16 protein-coding genes are annotated in these 15,919 nt (G+C 31.1%); 9 read left to right on the top strand and 7 right to left on the bottom strand.

The features are described 5' to 3' along the window. Positions 1 to 85 precede the first annotated feature (85 nt). The gene (locus tag C4B25_RS02625; RefSeq protein WP_131613512.1) at positions 86 to 1,339 is read right to left on the bottom strand and encodes a hypothetical protein; all 1,254 of its coding nucleotides are present in this window, start codon (positions 1,337 to 1,339) and stop codon (positions 86 to 88) included. 329 nt (positions 1,340 to 1,668) lie between these two features. On the opposite strand from C4B25_RS02625, the gene rpsP reads away from it, so the two are divergent. The 6 genes from rpsP to C4B25_RS02595 are packed head-to-tail and all read left to right on the top strand — an operon-like array spanning position 1,669 to position 6,052. Continuing rightward, positions 1,669 to 1,860 carry a 30S ribosomal protein S16 gene (gene rpsP / locus C4B25_RS02620; protein ID WP_472793366.1) on the top strand — a complete coding sequence of 64 codons (192 nt, stop codon included), beginning with the start codon at positions 1,669 to 1,671 and terminating at the stop codon, positions 1,858 to 1,860. 58 nt (positions 1,861 to 1,918) lie between these two features. After that, entirely contained in the window at positions 1,919 to 2,590 is a 672-nt protein-coding gene (gene trmD, locus C4B25_RS02615; protein ID WP_131613511.1) for a tRNA (guanosine(37)-N1)-methyltransferase TrmD, read from the top strand. After that, positions 2,580 to 2,999, top strand: a complete 420-nt coding sequence (rplS, locus tag C4B25_RS02610) for a 50S ribosomal protein L19 (RefSeq protein ID WP_472793365.1) — start codon at positions 2,580 to 2,582, stop codon at positions 2,997 to 2,999. Before trmD ends, rplS begins: the two co-directional genes overlap by 11 nt. Positions 3,000 to 3,055: 56 nt before the next feature. Then, entirely contained in the window at positions 3,056 to 4,405 is a 1,350-nt protein-coding gene (gene ffh / locus C4B25_RS02605) for a signal recognition particle protein (protein ID WP_131613510.1), read from the top strand. Further along, the gene (locus C4B25_RS02600) at positions 4,405 to 5,247 is read left to right on the top strand and encodes a hypothetical protein (protein ID WP_131613509.1); all 843 of its coding nucleotides are present in this window, start codon (positions 4,405 to 4,407) and stop codon (positions 5,245 to 5,247) included. Before ffh ends, C4B25_RS02600 begins: the two co-directional genes overlap by 1 nt. A gap of 46 nt (positions 5,248 to 5,293) precedes the next feature. Next, a complete protein-coding gene (locus C4B25_RS02595; protein ID WP_131613508.1) occupies positions 5,294 to 6,052 on the top strand; it encodes an alpha/beta fold hydrolase in 759 nt (252 codons plus the stop codon). A 33-nt stretch (positions 6,053 to 6,085) separates the two neighbouring features. Here the strand turns inward: C4B25_RS02595 and C4B25_RS02590 are convergent, their stop codons facing one another. From C4B25_RS02590 to C4B25_RS02565, 6 genes are all read right to left on the bottom strand, one after another. Next, positions 6,086 to 7,819 carry a hypothetical protein gene (locus C4B25_RS02590; RefSeq protein ID WP_131613507.1) on the bottom strand — a complete coding sequence of 578 codons (1,734 nt, stop codon included), beginning with the start codon at positions 7,817 to 7,819 and terminating at the stop codon, positions 6,086 to 6,088. Between the two features lie 116 nt (positions 7,820 to 7,935). Beyond that, a complete protein-coding gene (gene lpdA / locus C4B25_RS02585) occupies positions 7,936 to 9,771 on the bottom strand; it encodes a dihydrolipoyl dehydrogenase (protein ID WP_131613506.1) in 1,836 nt (611 codons plus the stop codon). A 12-nt stretch (positions 9,772 to 9,783) separates the two neighbouring features. Continuing rightward, entirely contained in the window at positions 9,784 to 10,686 is a 903-nt protein-coding gene (locus tag C4B25_RS02580) for a 2-oxo acid dehydrogenase subunit E2 (RefSeq protein ID WP_131613505.1), read from the bottom strand. Positions 10,687 to 10,697: 11 nt separating this feature from the next. Further along, the gene (locus tag C4B25_RS02575; RefSeq protein WP_131613504.1) at positions 10,698 to 11,687 is read right to left on the bottom strand and encodes an alpha-ketoacid dehydrogenase subunit beta; all 990 of its coding nucleotides are present in this window, start codon (positions 11,685 to 11,687) and stop codon (positions 10,698 to 10,700) included. After that, positions 11,687 to 12,790 carry a pyruvate dehydrogenase (acetyl-transferring) E1 component subunit alpha gene (pdhA, locus tag C4B25_RS02570; protein ID WP_131613503.1) on the bottom strand — a complete coding sequence of 368 codons (1,104 nt, stop codon included), beginning with the start codon at positions 12,788 to 12,790 and terminating at the stop codon, positions 11,687 to 11,689. Before pdhA ends, C4B25_RS02575 begins: the two co-directional genes overlap by 1 nt. A gap of 213 nt (positions 12,791 to 13,003) precedes the next feature. Beyond that, positions 13,004 to 13,981: a lipoate--protein ligase gene (locus C4B25_RS02565; RefSeq protein WP_131613502.1), complete on the bottom strand. Its 978-nt coding sequence runs from the start codon at positions 13,979 to 13,981 to the stop codon at positions 13,004 to 13,006. Between the two features lie 74 nt (positions 13,982 to 14,055). On the opposite strand from C4B25_RS02565, the gene C4B25_RS02560 reads away from it, so the two are divergent. The 3 genes from C4B25_RS02560 to C4B25_RS02550 all read left to right on the top strand — a co-directional run bounded on the left by C4B25_RS02560 (position 14,056) and on the right by C4B25_RS02550 (position 15,791). Further along, the gene (locus C4B25_RS02560; protein ID WP_131613501.1) at positions 14,056 to 14,931 is read left to right on the top strand and encodes a hypothetical protein; all 876 of its coding nucleotides are present in this window, start codon (positions 14,056 to 14,058) and stop codon (positions 14,929 to 14,931) included. 70 nt (positions 14,932 to 15,001) lie between these two features. Next, positions 15,002 to 15,520, top strand: a complete 519-nt coding sequence (locus C4B25_RS02555; RefSeq protein WP_168380682.1) for a GTPase — start codon at positions 15,002 to 15,004, stop codon at positions 15,518 to 15,520. Next, entirely contained in the window at positions 15,456 to 15,791 is a 336-nt protein-coding gene (locus tag C4B25_RS02550) for a hypothetical protein (protein WP_131613499.1), read from the top strand. Before C4B25_RS02555 ends, C4B25_RS02550 begins: the two co-directional genes overlap by 65 nt. Positions 15,792 to 15,919 lie beyond the last annotated feature (128 nt).

Below are 15,919 nucleotides of genomic sequence, written 5' to 3'. Positions count from 1 at the left end.
TATTAAAATATCTAAAAGCTCAAGACTTCAACAAATACCAAGCTCTAATTAAAGAACTTGGACTAAGAAAATAATGGCATCGCCATTATTTTTTTCTTGCTTTTGTTTTAGAAGTAGAAGGTTTACTTTTACCATTTACTTTTTTGGGTGTTTTATTAGATTTAGTTTCTGCTGTTAGTTTAATCTTTTCAGCTCTTTCTCTATCCTCTAATTTCTTTTTGATAATGTATTCAAGATATTCCTTCTCGTAACGTTCACCTCTAATTCTTCTTTTCTTAATTGTTGCTTTGGCTTTGGTAACTGCTAATTTTCTTTTAGCTAATGTTATCTCTTCTTTTTTAATAACTGTTTCATTTTTAGATTCAGCAATTTTACGTTTACTTTTTTCAACTTTTCATTCTAGTTTTTCTAGTTTTTCTTCAACATCTGAAGCTACTTCATAATCATACTCATATCTATATCGTTTATTAAATTTAAACAAGATTCAGTTGTGGACATAAATCATTCCAGCTAAACCTACAAAGATTCCAATAACTCCTCCAAGAGCGATTCACAATTGTTTGAAATTACCTGTGGTAGCCAAGTCTGATACAGGATAAGGATCTCTTCAAATGATACTAATCATTAAGTAGAAAATTATATAAGCTGCAGGATAGATAATTCCTACAAATAAGAATTTTCTATTTAATCTAGATGCTTCTGTTGAGAGGATTAGATATATAAATGAATATATAACCATACAAGCAGGTATTACAGCGTGAACTAATATAGTTGATGTATGTATTAATATGTCCATCAATTGATCACTGGAATCATTTGTTTTACCGAAGTCTTTGGAAATAGCTGACCAGAACACCACACATACTATGATGTCGTACATTGTAACTATCGAAAGGGTTCTTTGTGAGTGTGTTCAACGCAATCATTTTGGAGCTCTATCATCGTACATAAATAATCTAAAACATAAAACAAATGTTAGTAACAATGTTGTTTGTCATGTGAATTGAGTTAATGATCAAAAGAAATAAGGATGAGCTAATGCTCTGTGTGCAAATTCCCTAGCTTGAGCAGATTGATTTGGTGGAAAAGGTTTTTCTCCTCACTCACTTTCTCTTAAGATGAAGTTAACATCTTTATCATGTCAGTATCATAAATGAAATTTACCTTCGTAATAACCAGTATCTCAAAGTATAGTTACTATTGTTTTTAAAACAATCGTTACCAATATGATGAATAAGAAACTTCCAAGTAAAATTTTATTCTTTTTACTCTTGCTTCAATTTGGTCTGATGTCAATTTCTTTAAGTTTTTCCTTTGTTCTTGTTAAAGTTTTTCTCATATTTTTTATTATACCTTCTTATTTTAAGAAGGAAACAAAACACTGGCTAATGCCAATGTTTTTTTATAATCGGTTTTATCTTTAGTTTCAAACCACATCTCTATATTTAAAATTTATGCTTGGAGTATTGTTTTACTTCTTTAAAAGGCTATTTATATTAATCCAAGTAATGAATACTCATGATATTCATCATCTTTATATTGTGGATTTTAGCATTTTACAAAGATTGAGATAAGTAAAAAGATGGTTTTTTAATGCTGTAAAGCAAAAGTGCTTGACACCCGATGAATTTTATGATAAACTTTAATTACTTATTAGAAAAAGAATACATGGTAAAAATGAGATTAAAACGTCAAGGTTCTAAATTCAACGCATTCTACAAAATCGTAGTTGCTGATGCTAGAGCACCTAGAGACGGAAGATTTATCGAAGTTGTAGGTTTCTATAACCCACACACTAAAGAACTTAAAATGACTAAACGATGGAGCTGTTCCAACAGAAACTGTAAAAACATTACTTAAAAAAGAAAAAATTAACGAAGAATTTGCTAACTCAAAACTTGCAAAGAAATAATTAATTATGAAAATAAACTTTATAACTCTATTTCCTAAGTACTATGACCCATTTCAATCAGAATCAATCGTTAAAAGAGCTATCGATAAAAAGTTAGTTGAAGTTAATGTTGTTGATTTTAGAGAATTCTCAGTAGGCAAACACAACAAAGTTGATGATATTGTTTACGGAGGTGGTCAAGGTATGTTATTAATGGTTGAACCCATTGATAAAGCATTGGAAACAACAAAAGGTAGAAGAATACTTCTTTCACCTCAAGGTAATAAATTTACGCAGGAAAAAGCATTAGAATTATCTAAACTAGACGAAGTAACATTCGTTGCTGGACATTACGAAGGATTTGACGAAAGAGTTAGATCATTGGTTGATGAAGAATTATCAATTGGTGACTATGTATTGACAGGTGGAGAATTACCTTCAATGGTTATGGCTGATTCAATCATTAGATTGATACCAGGCGTAATTAGAGAAGCTTCACATGTTAATGACTCATTCCAAGGAAATCTTCTAGACCATCCTCAGTATACACGCCCACGTGTTTACAAAGGTATGGAAGTTCCTGAAGTATTATTAAATGGTAATCATGCAAAAATAGAGCAATGAAGAAAAGAAAAACAAATGGAGAAAACTCTTAGAGTTAGACCCGATTTATTAAAAGGAGATCATAATGAGAAATAAATTACTTACAGCAGTAGAAGCAAATCAAATTAAAACAGACTTACCTGTATTCAAATCAGGTGACAACGTTGTTGTTCACGTACGTATTAAAGAAGGATCAAAAGAAAGAATTCAACTTTTTGAAGGTCTAGTAATTAAAAAACACGGTACAGGAACATCAGAAACATTTACAGTTAGAAAAATGTCATACGGGATTGGTGTTGAAAGAACATTCCCTCTACATTCTCCACTAGTAGCGATGTTAAAAGAAAAAACAAAGTTAGAAGAGCAAAACTTTACTACATGAGAGATAGAAAAGGTAAAGCAGCAAGACTTAAAGAACTTAGAAAATAGTTCAAAATTAAATGGCCTTTGGTCATTTTTTTTATGCTTTTATAACGTTTATAAAAACATTTGGGAATATAATTAATTCAGCGAAATCCTTTTAAATTGGTGTTAAATTACTTTTTTCTCTATAATTTATATATGTTAAATATTTTAGGAAACAGATTACAAAAATCGATGAAAAAAATGCAAGCAAAAACTTCACTGAAAGAAGAGGATATTTTAGAAGTTACAAGAGAAATTAAAATGGCATTGTTAGAGGCCGACGTTAACTTATTAGTGGTAAAACAATTTGTTAAATCAGTTAAGAAAAAAGCTTTATCAGAAACAGTGTTAGCACAACTTAACCCAGGACAAAACGTTGTTAAAATTGTTAAAGATGAATTAACAGATATACTTGGTGGAACTTCAAAAGAAGTTAAATTGAAAGGGAATCTACCAATCATTATGATGGTTGGTCTACAAGGTTCAGGTAAGACTACAACAACAGGTAAACTAGTTAATCACTTTAAGAAAAAGAAAGCATCTAAGAACCCATTACTTGTAGCTGGTGACGTTTATCGTCCAGCTGCTGTAGAACAATTAAAAACACTAGGTAAACAATTAGGTGTAACAGTTTTTGAAAAAGGTACTTCTGCTAAACCACAAGATATTGTTGAAGAAGCAATGGCTTTCGCAAAAGAAAACGAACATGATTTAATCATAATCGATACAGCTGGTCGTTTATCAATTGATGAAGCATTAATGGAAGAATTAGTTGATATCAAGAAAATTGCTAAACCTCAAGAAATCTTCTATGTTGCTGATGCATTATCAGGACAAGATATCATCAATGTTGCTTCAACTTTCCATGAAAGACTTTCATTGACAGGTTCAATCATCACAAAACTTGATTCTGATGCTCGTGGTGGAGCTGCCCTTTCAATTACTAAAATGTTAAATCTTCCAATTGTATTTATTGGTACTTCAGAAAAAATGTCTGGTCTTGATCAATTCCATCCAGACAGAATGGCTGAAAGAATTCTAGGTATGGGGGATGTTCTATCTCTTATTGAAAAAGCACAAGATGTTCTTGATGAAGATAAATCAACAAGAATGGCAAATAGAATGGCAAATGGCCACTTCGATCTTGATGATTTATTAGAACAATTACAACAAATGAAGAAATTAGGTAAATTAGGAAGTATTTTAAAAATGATTCCTGGAGCTCAGAACATTTCTAAGGATAAAATTGAAGCTGCAGATAGAAAACAAAAACTATTTGAAATTCTTATTTCTTCAATGACTAAGAAGGAAAGAAAAAATCCTAAACTACTTAAAAACGCAAAACGTAAACAAAGAATTATTGCCGGTTCAGGTAGAACTGCACAAGAGTATAACTCTTTAGTTAATGAGTTCGAAAGAATGGCAAAACAAATGAAACAAATGGCTAAGGCTATGAAAGATGGTACATTCAATCCAGGTATGATGCGTGGTATGGGTGGAATGTAGTGAAAGAAATACTGAGAAAGAATAAATACTTTTTAATCAGTGCGATAATTGCAACGATATTTATCATAATAATGATAATAGCCGATTCAGTGACTGCATTGAATTGAACGGTTATAAGAGGAAATAAAGAAACAACCGCTCTTAAAGACGCCAAATATTCAATAGAGCATGTTAATTGAATTACGATTTTCTATTTCACATTTCAATCTAATCTTTTAGTTGTTATTTACTTATATCTAAGAGCATTTGGAATTATGAAACCAAAACAAAATTCACATCATAAAATGTTCCAATTAATTGTTACTTTAAATATAACAATCACAATGGTTACATATTGATTGATACTTGCTCCATTCTCTTCTGTGTGAACACATGGAGGATTCCCGGGAGCGTTAAAAATAATAGTGACAATTATGGTGCACTTAATTACACCGATCTTTATGTTAATTGCGTTCCATAAAGATAAATTACAAATCAATGAAGAAGGAGTTATTCTTGGTAATAAGAAACTTCTATATGTATTGATTTATCCAATTATTTGATTGGTATTGGCTGTCTCTATTTATTTCGCAACAAGAACAGATGCTCATTATTTAAGAAAGATTATAAATGATCATACACATGAATTTGCATTAGTGAAAGGTAATGGTTCAATAATCCATTCTTCAGGAGTTGCAATTTACTTCTTCTTAGATTTTGGAGGAGTTCCAATAGGAGTAACTATCGGAGCTTGCTTAGCTATAGGTATAGCATTTATTGGATTTGGATATTTATTTATAGTTGTATCTAATCCTAATTCAAAATTAAATCAAAAAATAAAAACATTCAAACAAGGAAAGTAATTCCTTGTTTTATTATCTTGATGTTGATAAGTGTTAAAATTATTTTATGAATAAATTATTTAAACACTTTGAAAATAACGGTAAAAAGAAAATGGTTTTCCTACACGGATTCAATAGCAATGGTAACTTCATCCAACCTTTATTAAAGCTTGAAAGAGAATATGACATTATTTCATTTGATTTCCCTGGTTGCGGAAATGAAGATGCTGGAGATGAAACAATAACTATTGAAACATATGCAAAATTTGCAATTGAAAAGATAAATACTTTAACTGAACCTTTTATACTTGTTGGTCACTCATTAGGTGGAGCTATCGCTATGAATATAGCTAATCATCCATTGGTGTCAAAAGTAGTATTGTTAGCCCCTTTAAACCCATTTGCTTACCAAGAGGGTATAGAATCATGATTATTGCCAACAAGTGCCCAAGACGCTTTAAATTCAATGCAATCATTGGTTGGTAATGATCAAAAAGAGATGTATTTTAATAACATAATAAACACAGCTGGAACATTCCTTAAAAACACTCTTCCTAAAATGGATATATTTAAATATATGGTTTTCAATCAAATAACTAACCAAAAATATTTAAATGAGATATTGATGGACAAATATTTATCAAATCAAAAAGATGTTATTTTAATTCAAGGGGATATTGATAAATTTATTGCAAAAGAAAGTTCTGATAAAACATGTAAAACTTTTAAATATAGAAAAATCATTCTTAAAAACACAGGTCATTCAATTGTGTATGAAAGAGAAAATGAATTGAACACTATATTGAATAGCATCAGTAAAGATTAAGGCATTTAAAAAAATCACATCTGTGATTTTTTATTATTTCTTTTTCCGTTTTGAACGTCAAATTAAAAGTCCAGAAATTATTGCTACTAAAGTAATTATTGAAATAGAAATACCTAAAATTAAACCAATATTACTTTTTGTTTTTTTATCTTTTTTATCAGTTGAATGAATATTATCTTTTTTGGGAACAATATTGTTTTTCTTGTCAGGGTTAACAACCTTTGTTTTGGGAATAGTATTATTTTTATCAATTGGATTTGAATGCTTCGCATTTGAATTATTGGCATTATCAATCATTTTATTCACAACTCTTAATAAAGAGTCAAATTCATTATTTATTTTTTCGTTATGAATTTCCACATCTGATTTACCATAAATTATTTTTGTGAATGTACGTTTAGGGTTATTTACATAAGCTGTAAAAGTCTTAACCTCTATTTTAATTGCTCCATCAGATGAAGAAGTTAAGATGATATCTTTTACAGTTAAAGTTTTAAAACTTTTGAAAAGAAGAATTCCAAAAACTGACTGAATTGAAGTGATTTTCTTTTCTATATCATTGATATCATTTATTTCTTTTGCTATCTCACTTACAGTTTTATTATTTTGATCAACAATTCAAGCGGAATCTAATACCGCTGATATTAAAGAAGAGATTATAGGTCTTCTTAGTTCTGCTTTACTTTGATTCTTTTTTGTTTCCAGTGTTTTTAACTTTTTCTTTTCGGTTTCTAATGCATTGAATCATTTATTATAAAGAGTGTCTTTTTTATCGAAGTCTTTTATTGCGTCTTCTAAAAGTTTTTCTTTTTTAGTTTTATCAGCACCCGTTGCCTTCTGGAACGCATCTTTGGCTGCTCTTTTCTTTCTAATTGCATCATTAACGATATCAATACTTTTGTTGTACTCTTTATGTATTTTAAAGTAAGTATCAACCTCTGCATTGTATTCACGTGTAAGTCTTTCCGCTTTTTCCTGCTTAGTTTCTAATTTTTTTGGTGGTTGACTTTTCGCAGCTAATGCATCTGATTTACCTTTTATTTTTCATTCAACATTATTATTTGGAGTTGTTGCATATTTAGAGAAAAGCTTAGCTTTAACTGTAATGATTCCGTTCGAATTAGCAATTAACTCGACTTCGTCGATCGTTGTTCCATTTTCGACTTCAGGTAAAGATACCCCAGTGATTTCTTCCAATTTTCAAACTTGCAACTTTGCTTCTTCAAGATCATTGATTTCTTTGGCTATGGTAGCAACTTTAACATTTCCTTGATTTATAATAGTTGCATTTTTCATTATTGAAGATAAATGTCTTGTGTTTTGCGCTTGTTGAAAATCAATTTCTTTTTGTTTGGATTTTTGCTTAATATTTGCCAAATCATGTTCATAACTTTCAACGATTTTCTTTAACTTCAAGAGGGCATCTTTGGAAGCGTTGGCTTTCACTTTGGAAGATAAAACAACTTGAGTATTTTTAGTTGAATCTAAAGCGATGTTCTTGTAATTAATTGCATCTTGCTTCGCCTTTTTCATAGCAACTTCAAGCTTAGAAATAGATTCTTTTAATTTTGCTTCTGCATCTAAAATATCTGTATTACTTGCATAGTTGATAGGTGTAACATCTGACTTCATCATTAATGAATATGGGTTTTTAGTTATTGTTTTATTATTTAAATAATGTTTGACTGTTGGGTAACCAACAATTGATAAAGGTAGAGTTAATGCAGAAATTGCTCCTATTGATAAAAGTAATTTGTTTGTTTTCATTATCCCACCCCTTATTTCAAAAATCAATTCCTAATAAGTGTATCATAAAGAAAATCAATTTTATTATGGTGGGCCTTGAAAATTTAAAAGCGCAATAAAAAAACCGCTAGTGCGATTTATTTATTTTTATCTAATGCTAAAACAGCTTTTCTTGCAGCTTCTCAAATGATTTCTGAAACTGTTGGGTGAGGGTGTATTGTGTTAGCAATTTCATGAACAGTCATTTCAGAATCTATTGCTAATGTTATCTCAGTAATCATGTCAGTTGAATGTTTACCAACTAGATGAGCCCCAATTATTTCGCCAAATTCCTTATCAACAATTAACTTGATGAAACCTCTTTCATCCCCATCAGCAAGAGCTTTACCAATAGTTGTCATTGATCCTTTGATAACTAAGAAGTCAAGTTTTTGTTCTTTTGCTTCTCTTTCGGTTAAACCAACTGCAGCAACTTCTGGATGTGTATAAATACATGAAGGAGTTGTTTTTGCATTAATTGGAGTGGTTGCTTTACCATTTATGTGACTTGCAGCAATTATTGCATGTTTATAAGCTACGTGAGCTAGCATCACTTGACCTGTAACATCACCAATTGCATACACGCCATCAACATTCGTTCTATTTTTATAATCGACAGGAATATTATTTCTTTCACCCAATTTAATTCCAACTTCTTCAGCACCTGGAACAATTAAAGGTTTACGACCAACTGATTGAAGAACAATTTCAGATTTAATTTCAAAATCTCCTCCATCTTTTTCATAAAATACAGAACCATCTTTATATTTTTTAACATTTGCAGATGTGATAATTTCAATTCCTGATTTTCTAAACTCTTTAGTTATTTCTTTTATGACATCTTCATCAAGTATGTGTAAGATTTTATCTAAGTTTTGTAATAGAGTTACTTTTGTACCACTGGTTGAAAACACTTGAGCGAATTCAGAACCGATAACACCACCACCAATAATTGTCATAGTTTTAGGCAATTCAGGTAAATTGATAGCTTCTTTAGAAGTAAGAACTTCACCTTTTTGGTACCCTTCTTCGAATCCTTCAAGAGGTAAACGTGCAGCGGTTGAACCAGTTGCAATAATAATCTTTTCACCTCTATATGTTTTTCCGTTAATTTCAATTGTGTGAGCACCAACCATTTTTGCTTCACCCATTAAAGTCATTGCTTTACTTGATTTCATTAAGAATCTAACTCCATCAGTTAATCTCTTAACAACTTCCATTTTTCTTTTTTGCATTGCAACTCAATCAGGTCTTAAATCATGAATGTTACCTTGAATTCCATATTTTTCTAGTTGTAAGGCATATTCATAAACTTCTATTGATTTTATTAATGTTTTAGTTGGGATACATCCAACATTTAAACAAACACCACCTCAGAATTCTCTTTCAACAATAAGTGTAGATTTACCTGCTTTTGCTACTTCCTCGGCAGCCAAGTAACCTCCAGGACCAGAACCGATAACTATTACATCAAATTCTTGTTCAACTTCGCCCTCGTAAACCTTTCCTCTTTCCCCGACATAACCAGTATATCCTTCTTTGTGTTCAGGTTTTTTTATTACTTCTTTTGGTGTTGATTTATTAGTTTTAAATTTATCAAATGAAAATAAATCATTAGATACTTTTATAGAACCAACAACACTTGCTCCGCCTTCTTCCTCTTTTACTTCTTCTTTACTTTCCTCTTGTGTGTTTTCTTCTGCAGTTTCAAAATGGAAAGTATCATCTCCAACATGAACTATTTCAGCTTCTTTAATTAATACTTCAGTCACTTTACCTGTTACGGGTGAAGGTATATCTGAGGTCATCTTGTCTGTTTCAACTGAAAATAATGAATCACCTTCAGAAACTTGATCACCGACTTTGACATAAATTTCACCTACTGTTCCTTCGTGTAGACCTTCACCAATGTCTGCAAATTTAAATTTATACATATTTACTTCTCCTTAATATAAAGCTAATAACATAGCTGGATTTTCTAGTGACATTCTTACATCGTAAGCAAATCTTCCGATATCTGCGCCATCAACTCATTGGTGGTCACCTGCAGTCGTTAAGTAAAGAACTTTACCAGGAACAACTTCTTCATTCTTAAAGTAAACTTTATCTTTAATTGCTCCGACACCTGTGATTGCTAGGTTTGGGTGATTAATTACTGGAACACCATATAAAGCATCAACTGAACCATAGTTTGTAATTGTGAAAGTTGAACCTCTCATTTCAGTTGGTTTGATAGTTCCGTCTTTACATGCGGCAGCAAGTCTTGAGATCTCTCTTGAAAGTTCTACTAACGATAACTGATCCGCATTTTTTATAACAGGAACCATAAGTCCTGAAGGTGTATCTACCGCAATACCTATATTAATATCTTTTTGATAAACTAACTCTTGTGTTTTTTCATCAAATCTTGCATTAAATATTGGATACTTTTTAATTGCTTTAATAATAGCCATTGTTATAAAGGGCATGAATGTGACCTTCACTCCTGTTTCAGCTAAAATTCCATCTTTAATGCTTGTTCTAAAGTTCCATAATTCTGTAGCATCTATTTCATTTACTAAATTAACATAAGCTACACTATTTCAAGAATTTTTAAGAGCTTTTGCTATTCCTTTTCTAAGTCCTGTAGGCTTAACTCTTTTATCTTCCATAACTGTTGTTCTTTGGATTGAAGAAGTTATTGTTTCTGCTTTTGGTTGAGTTCTTTCAATTGCTGTATTGGGTTTAAAATCTAAAACATCTTGCTTAAGTATCCTTCCGTTTGGACCGGTACCTAAAACTTTTGTTATATCTATATTGTTCTTGTTTGCTAACGCTCTTGCGACGGGTGTTGATAATATTTTTTTCATAGTTCTCCTTATTAAGCTTTAAAAGCTACAACTTCTTTAATTTTTTCAGCAATTTTTTTAGAATCAACCATATGATGTTTTTCACCTGTTGCTAAAGGAATTGTTATATCATAACCAGTAACTCTCGAAATCGGTGCTTCTAAGTATTCAAACGCTTTCTCTGAAACACGAGCCATGATTTCAGAAGAAACAGAGAATGATTTAACAGCTTCATGAACAATGATCATTCTTCCTGTTTTCTTAATTGAATTCACTAATGTTTCTGTATCGATAGGTGAAATTGTTCTTAAGTCAATTAGTTCTACATCAATTTCAGGGTTTGTTTGCATCAACTCTTCAACAGCTTTTATGGAATCATGAACCTGCGCCCCATAAGTAACAACGGTTACTGATTCTCCTTCTTTAATAACATTTGCTTTTCCTAATTCAACTTTATACATACCTTCAGGAACTTCTTGTTTAAATGCTCTATAAATCTTTTTAGATTCTAAGAATACTACTGGATCATCCTCTTTAAGTGCTGCAAGCATCATACCTTTCATATCATAAGGATTAGAAGGCATAACAACCTTAACACCAGGTATATGAGCGAAGATAGCTTCGATGGATTCCGAGTGGTGTTCAAGAGCTCTAACTCCACCACCCATAGGCATACGCACTATTAATGGACAACTAAATCTTCCTCTCGATCTATTTCTGATTCTAGCTGCATGTGTAAATAATTGTTGAAGTCCAGCATATGAGAAACCTTGGAATTGCATTTCTACAACTGGCTTCATTCCAGCTATAGCTAAACCAACACCAGTCCCAACAATAGTTGCTTCCGATATAGGCGCATCAAATACTCTATCTTCACCAAATTTCTTTTGTAGTCCTTGTGTTGCGCGGAATACTCCACCTTCAAAACCAGCATCTTCACCGAAGATAACGATTCTTTCATCAGCCTCCATTGCAACTTCTAGGGCATTTGTTAATGCCTCAATATTATTTAATTTAGCCATTATTTACCCCCTTCCTTTGATTCTCACTCCAGAGCTTGCGCTTTTTGTTCTTCTAGTTCAGGAGTTAATTTTGCAAATGTGTGGTCAAATACTTCATCTACTGAAGTTGTATTCAACTCAAGGGAATCTTTGTAAGCTTGTTTCACTTCTGCTAATTTATTTGTTCAAAGTTTTTCATCTTTTTCATCAGTTCAAACATTTTGAGAAATTAAGAAATTTTTAATCCGATGCATTGGTTCTCATTTTTCTTTTTCTTCCTCTTGTTCTTTTGTTCTATATATACGTGGATTATCAGAGGTTGTATGTGGACCTTGTCTTCAAGTTATAAATTCAACTAAGATAGGACCATTACCTTCACGAGTATATTCAGCAGCTTCTTTGATAACTTCTGCAGAAGCAACTAAATCATTACCATCAACACGTAACGCTGGAATACCTGCAGCAACCGCTTTTGCAGCTAAAGTAGCAGCACTTGTTTCCATTTTTGTTGGTGTAGAAATTGCTCATTGGTTATTGTTGATGCAAAATACTACAGGTCATTTATGAACACCTGCTAAGTTCATAGCTTCATAGAATTCACCTTCTGAAGTTCCGCCATCCCCTATGAATGTCATAGATATAGCTTTTTTCTTTTGTTGTTTTAATGCGTATGCAACTCCAGCAGCATGTGAATATTGTGTCGCGATAACAATGTTAATAGGGAAGACATTGACATCATCAGGAGTTATATTCCCTTTTTCATTTCCATTTCAATATAAGAATTGATTTATTAAAGGAACTCCCTTCATAAGCATTGCAGCATTATTACGGAAAGATGGGATTAATCAATCTTCTTTCTTAAGACTTAAGGCTGCGGCAGTTTGTAAAGCTTCTTCACCAAAGTTTGGTGCGAAAGTTAATAATCTACCTTGTCTTTGCAACTGTGACATATATGTATCTTGTTGTCTAGATAACACCATGTATTCATAAGCACTTAATAACTCTTCATTCGTTACTGTTAATTTTGTATTCGGATCGATTAATTTACCATCGATATCTAAAAATCTAAAGAAGTCATTTTTATCGGTTCAAATCTTTTTTTCATCTATAAATTTATATTTCATATTTTCTCCTTACGATAAGGTTTGTAAGTTGATGATCAATATATTTAATCAAGTATTTTATTCCGTCTAAAATTTAGGAAAAAAAAGTTATCCGATTAGAAAAATCATCAACTGGATAGAAGCACCTTAATATTTGTATATACAACTATCAATTAAATTATACTTTCAATACCAAGTGTTGAAACAACAAAATAAAAAAAGAACTATAAAGTTCTATTCTCCAATGATGATTTTTGTTATTTCTTCTGAAGTTATAGTCCCAAAATAATCATGTAGATCTACTTCATTTAAAACATTACAAATTTCCTCTTTAACAAATTTCTTTCCATCAAGAAGTTGGCACACTTCTTGCACGTCTTTGATTGATAAGAAATCTCCGTATATTTGTAAGTTAGATATTTTCCCAGAGATGACATCTAGAAATACGGAAATGTTCCCTCCTGGATATTTAACTTTATTCGTAATCTTAGCAATCGGAGACTTTCCATAGATTCATTCAAAAGTTTCCATTTCTTTAACCATTTCAGTTGATTTTTCAATGATGTTTTGTGGGATTTCACAAAGTTCACCATTTCCATTTGCTACAAAGTATTTTATTAATTCATTAACAAATTCTTCGGAATTGATATTTGAAGAAATATGGTTTTTTATATTTGTAACACGCATACGATTGGATTGAATCCCTTTTGCTTCTATTTTGTGTTTATTAGTTAGTAGAGCTTTATTCAAGACTGTTAAATCTGTATTGAATAAAAGTGTTCCATGTGTTGCAAGATTTTCATCTAGAACAAATTGAGCATTACCTGATATCTTCATACCATCAACAAGTACATCATTTCTTCCATGGAATGCTGCATTGACACCTTGTTGATTCAAGAAACCAATGATGGGTTTCAAAAATTCTTCATACGATGTTCTTTTATCCTTTTTAGTCATCAAAGAGAATAAGATATTTCCCATATCGTGATAGACAGCTCCACCACCGGAATGTCTTCTTGCTACTTTGATTCCTTTTTCTTTTACGAATTCTTCATTGATTTCGTTGAAGATATTTTGATTTCTACCTATTATGATTGCATTTTCGTTTAATCATAATAGTAAGATATCCTCATCTCCTTTTTCTTTTAATAAGTTATATTCAATTGACTGATTCATATATGGTGAATGTGATTTTGATAAATATATTTTCATACCTAAATTATATACTTAGTAAACTGAAAATATGAAATGCATAAATGTTTATCTTTTTTGACTATAATGTCAATATGAAAAAAACGAATTCAGAAATCAATAACAAAACTTCTAAAAAGATTAAATTCAATTACAGGTACTTTTTAGGGTTCATTGCTATGGTATATATAATAACTTATGCATTTTGCGATGTTTATTTAGTACCTTTAAAAGAAGCTTCAGGTCCTGCAGGTTCTTTAATGAGTCCTGGAACTAGACCAGGAATTGCACAAGTTTATAGTTTTTGAGATCCATGAAATGAAATTTCCTTAATCTTTTACTTCACTATTCACAGCAATATTTTTGTTATGGTTTATATGTTTTTAAGATCACTAGGATTAATTGATCCAAGAAAAAACAAACATGCTAAAGTTTTCCAAATGATTGTGGCGATAAATATCTTTGTTACATTTATTGTTTATTGAACAATCCTTGCACCTATTGATGTTATCTGACTTACTCCGCTTAAGATACTAAATAACTTCCAATTACATTTCTTTACACCTCTGATAATGTTTGTAGCATTCATTTTTGAAGTGTCAAGAAGAAAAGCAAATGAAGGAAATATTAAATTAAAATATAAAGATCTTTGATATGCAATGATATTCCCGATTGTTTGATTAATAATGGCAATCACTCTATATTACGCTACTCGTACAACGTGAGTTATGCAATTCAAATACAGTGATGGCACATGAAGTCCTAAGTTCATTTATACATTTGGTATAGCAATCTATCCTTTCTTAGCTTTCGATATTGTTCCAATATGACTTCCAGTAGTATCTCTCATTGCTATTACTGCATTGGTATTCATTGTTGCAAGTTTAATAATTACTGCTGATAACCACAATTCATGAATGTATAAATTAAACGATAAAGTTAAAAGTATTTTTCACAAACAACGACACTAAAAACAAATAAAACAAACCTTTTTAAACACACTAATCATTGTGTGTTTTAATAATGTATAATAAATGCACTATGATACAATGATTCCCAGGACATATGGCGAAAGCCCTAAATCAATTAAGAGAAAAACAAACACTAGCAGATCTATTTATTATTGTTCTTGATTCGCGTGCACCGATTTCTTCATATAATGCAGAATTCGATGATATTGCACCTCAAAAACCAAGACTTTTCGTAATAACAAAAAAAGACTATGCGGATGAAAATAAACTTTCAAATATAGTTGAACACTATAGAAACGATGTTGATGATTGTATAGTTGTCAATCTTAAACAAAAAGCTGCAGCAAAACGTATTGTTAAAAAAGCGGAAAAAATGCTTGAAGCAAAACGTTTAAGAGATACAAAAAGAGGTATTCTGAAACCAAGGTTAAGAGCCTTTGTTGTTGGAGTTCCTAATGCAGGTAAATCAACACTTATTAATGCGTTAGCAAACAAACCTTCTGCTAAGGTTGGTAACATGCCAGGTGTTACAAAAGGTCAACAATGAGATTCTATGACCAAGATTTGAAGATGAGTTAACTGGTGTTAAGTTAGCGATAATTGGTTCAGTTAAAACAGATGTTATTCCACCATTAGAATTAGTTTATGCAGGTTATAAATTACTTACAACTTATTACCCAAAAAAACTAGAAGCTATTGGACTTAAACCTTCTGATGACACAAAAGAAATTTATTCAGAAATGATGAAATTCTGTGAAGTTAAAAAGTTCAAGAAGCAAGGTAACCTTCCAGACATGGATAAAGCTCAAAGATGATTTATTAATTACCTAAGAGATTTAAAAGGTGTAACTTACGATTAATAATCAAAATACAAGAAATGAAACCCAATGGGTTTTATTTTATTTAACCTTTAATTTGATACAATTTATTCATAATGAATAAGAACTATGAAGCAATCGTAATAGGTGGAGGCCACGCAGGAATGGAA

The sequence above is a fragment of the Mycoplasma todarodis genome, assembly GCF_004335995.1.
In the GTDB taxonomy this organism is placed as follows: Bacteria; Bacillota_I; Bacilli_A; order Mycoplasmatales; family Metamycoplasmataceae; genus Mycoplasma_K; species Mycoplasma_K todarodis.
Note: the sequence above shows the minus strand (reverse complement) of the source record. Positions and strands in the feature narration are given on the sequence as shown.